The organism is Kistimonas scapharcae (assembly GCF_039540975.1).
Classification (GTDB): domain Bacteria; phylum Pseudomonadota; class Gammaproteobacteria; order Pseudomonadales; family Endozoicomonadaceae; genus Kistimonas; species Kistimonas scapharcae.
Window position 1 is genome coordinate 1 of the sequence record NZ_BAABFL010000311.1, and the last position, 4,078, is coordinate 4,078.

The following is a 4,078-nucleotide window of genomic DNA, read 5'->3' on the forward strand; positions in this document are numbered from 1 at the left end:
ACAGCCATAATCCAAAATACCTAGCATAACCATGATCGTTGACTGTTATATATACGTAATCAACGGATCTGATTCATGACCGAACAATTCCGGTGATACGACTTGTATTGCAGGTTGGTGTCGTACACGCTGTGAGATTCTTTTCCGTCGGCGTGTATCAAGAGTGTCGGCTAAATTTCTTAATTGACCTGCCAGTTCAAACTGCTGCTGTGTAATTAAGTGGTATGCATATGCACTGAGAAATGAGGCAATGTCCCAGGAATTCTCATCATCAGGAGAGATAGTTTTATCTTTAAGTAACGTTTCAATAATTTTTTTGATTCTTAAAGTGAGTTGCCTATCTTGATGTATATTATCAGGAAGCTTGTAATTAAATTTGACGGGTAAAACTCCCTGTAAACCACGCAGCAGCAGTGTTTTAGATTGTTGTTCTTCTCCTTGCTCATAAAACCACCAGCCTGCTGTATGCAGTATCCATTTGTCTTTAGGATAATGATCCACGGCTTCATGAATTTGAGCTGTTATATCATCCTCATCAAGCATTGATGAACCTGAAAATTTTAAATTGTCAATGTTGTTGTTGATGAGGTAATAATATTCATCTGCGCTTTTCTCTTTCTTTCTAGTGTGCATGGATTTTTCTGCTTTTTTTCTTTTTGATTGTTTTTTCTCTGTCAGAGCGTGAGTCTCCATTTTTTCTTCAATCTCTTTTGTTGTTGTAATGCTGCTGGGGGTAGAACTTTCTTTTTTTACCTTTTGAGCCTTTTCCTTCATTCTGTTATCAAGTCTATAAATTTCTCGTTGGGCTAGCTTGTGATAGTAAGCGGCTTCGTGAGGATAGTCGTTGGTAGAATAATACTCTTCGGCATGCAGGTATATTTCGATGGCTTTTTCATAGTCATTTATCATCAGGCAGAGATCGGCAAACTCTTTAAAGACAGGTTCATATTTTTCGTATTCCTGTTGATACAATACAAAGGCTCTATCGTGTTCGCCTTTGTTGTGTGCGCATAATGCCTGTAAATAATGGGAGAGAAAAGAGTGATCTGGACTTTGTATTGTTTTAGCCAATTTTTCTGCAATATCAAAAGAACCAACTTCAATGCACTTCATGCAACCAATGGATGTCAACATGTCTCCATATAGTATATTTTCTCCTGAAAGCTTTGAAATCTCATCTGCTATATCATAGCTGTCGCCTTTTTCTATCTTTCTGAGAGCGTCAAGAATAGGTTGGAACATGGCATGTTGTTCTGCAGCATATGTCCACTCGCCGTAGTCTCCTTTTTTTCCTCTCAGTGATAAAAGTATTGATTTCATTGCTTTTAGTGGGTTAAAGCTTGGAAAGGCGAATGATAATTTGTGTCTTCTTTCAGAGCTGGAAAACAAATCTATACCAAGAGAGAGGCCGGCAAAAAACATTTCATCAGATGGGTTTATAAAGTCAGTATGTTTTTTGTAAAGTTCAAAGTACTGTATTGCACCGAAATAATCCCCCGCATATCCTGCAGTGAATGCCATTTGTCGTGCAGCTTTCCATAATACATAGTGATCTGGTTTTTCCTTAAGTTCGGAAAAAATAGCATTAAGTGTTGTTATTGCTGTAGTGAAATTTTTGTTATCTGCTTCCTGTTGAGCCTTATTAATTCGTTCCATTTGTGCATCCCTTAACTTTACACGCTGCTCCCATTTTTTTCTCGATTGCTCAAATCGTTGTCCTCTGTTCAGCTCTCTGATTAATAATCTTTCATGTGACCGGTGCAGACACCGCAAGGGAATTTCGCTTTGAGGGGCTGGTTGCCCTTCCTCTGCCAATAGCTTTGTTTTTGTGTGCGCTGATTTTTTTCGCTTAGACAGTTGTGTCTTAGGGACTACATCGGCAGTACCTGATCCTGAGAGGACTTTTGCTTGAGCTTGCAGGTGTTCTTTTGATTCCCCGGTGTCAGACTTTCCTGGTGATATTGGTTGCGAAGGTGCGGGTTGACTGCCTGTAGGCGGGAGTTTGCCTTCCATCATGATACTCCAAAGAAGATACTTACCAGTAAAGGGATATATTATTCAATGCTTAGACTCCCTATGGAATCTTAGGTTTCTGGATGGGTAATAAATGTCTTTAAATAAAACGGAATTGTCAGGCAGGGTAATAATCTATTAGCCTGCCTGTATTCAGAGGTGTTTTTCAAATAGAGGATGCTGTTTCTTGAGGCGTCTTTGAGGCAGGCTTAACCTGCGAAGGTTCTCTCTTTGGTTTCCAGCTTCGCATCTGCTTTTGTAATTTCCAGCTACCGGAAAGCCCCAGTACAGAGCAGGCTGTCATAAATCCGGATATGGCCGCCCCAACCACACCGGCGGTCATGACGTCCTGCCCGGTCAGGTACAGACCGGGAATCTCGGTCTTGGGTTTGAGCCAGTCCTGGTTAAAGCGCTGTGGATCGTGATCGAGTCCGTAGATTTCCCCTTTTTTGTAAAAACAGAAGAAGTCAGTGGACAGCGGTGTAGACAGCTCATAGTAATCAATCTTGCCACGCAGTTGCGGCATCTTGTCATACAGGACTTCGAGCAAGCGTTCGGAAAATGTTTCTTTCAACGCATCATAATCTTCACCCCGCTTACCCCAGGTTTCGTCTTTCCATTGCTCAAACCACTCAAATTTTGCCGGTGCCACAATTTCAATGGTGGCGCGGTTGGGATAGCGTTCATTCCAGCTGGGGTCTTTGGCGGATGGGAATGATACATACACAACAGGAAATGGTTGACTGCTGTCGGCCAGGAAGTTGTTTACATTCTTTTCGTGGTTTTCATCCGGGTAAATCCAAAAGTTGGTCTGCGGCAGGTTGAGGTTAGCCACCGTATCCGCAATGCCGATATACATGCCAAGGTGCGTCATGGATGGTCTGACCTGGCGCAGTTTGTCGAGATAACCCGCTGCTTTTGCTATTGGTTCCGGCAGCAATCGCTCGAACGTGTTGTAGACCCCCGCATTGCTGATGACCCGTTGTGCCCGTATCTCTGTTCCATCTTTCATCCGCACACCGGTAGCCCGGCCATTTTCAACCAGAATGTCGGTGACTACCGCGTAAGTGAACAATTCTCCACCGGTTGCCTGAATCTGGGGAATCATGGTTTCTGCGATTCGTGAGGAGCCTCCGACCGGGTAGTAACCACCGTGCATGTAATGGCGGGCAATCAGGGCATGTACCATGAAACTGGATTGTTCCGGGGGCAGGCCGTTGTCACCCCATTGTCCGGTGAGGACTGCGATCAGTTTCTTGTTACTGGTCAGACGACTGAGGACATCCACCGTCCGCTCATTGAAAAACGACGGGAGTTTGCCCTTGCCGACCAGCTGCATGGCTTTGTTGATCCAGCCGGGTAGCAGCTTGCGTCCGATGAAGGCAGGCATGGCATTGGAGACTTGCTTGAGCAGGTCCAGATATTGGTCAATAGCCTGTGCTTCGTCAGGAAAGTAATGCACCATCTGCTTTCGGAAAGCATCTTTGCCACGGAGCAGGTCGTACTGTTCTTCACCGATATAAAAACGGTCGTAGTTGTCTTCCATGGGAGCCCACTGAAGCTCACCCTCCGTCAGGTAGCCAAACAGGGCACCCGCCATGGTGTCCGGGTTACCGACATCGCCGACATAATGGACGCCGACATCCCATTCATAGCCATTACGACTGTAACTGTGGGTAAAACCGCCAGCCGTGTAGTGCTGCTCAAGCACCAGGACTTTCTGTCCGGCTTTTGAAAGGCAGACGGCTGCAGCCATGCCGCCGGGGCCTGAGCCAATCACGATAGTGTCATAAGGGCCTTCCAGCCGGTTACTGCGATATCGGCGCCCGATGCGGATCGTGCTGGGTTTCATATGACTACCCTTTTGCTTTTATCATTGTTATGCGGCGGCATGGGACTGTGCTGTCGCACCCTCTGTGCGATAGAGCCATAACCGGTCAGGCGACAGTGTATGTCTTCAGGCCTGGATGTGAAAGTAAATGGGTCCTTAACTCCCGCTTAACGATCTGAAGAAGTAAGGCTAAATTGAATGAAGAGAGCGTCCCCTGTGCTCTTCAGGCAAAAT

2 protein-coding genes are annotated in these 4,078 nt (G+C 45.3%); both read right to left on the reverse strand.

The features are described from left to right. Positions 1–45 precede the first annotated feature (45 nt). A complete protein-coding gene (locus ABD892_RS11440) occupies positions 46–2,016 on the reverse strand; it encodes a hypothetical protein (RefSeq protein WP_345195798.1) in 1,971 nt (656 codons plus the stop codon). A gap of 163 nt (positions 2,017–2,179) precedes the next feature. Then, positions 2,180–3,865: a phytoene desaturase family protein gene (locus ABD892_RS11445; protein WP_345195799.1), complete on the reverse strand. Its 1,686-nt coding sequence runs from the start codon at positions 3,863–3,865 to the stop codon at positions 2,180–2,182. Positions 3,866–4,078 lie beyond the last annotated feature (213 nt).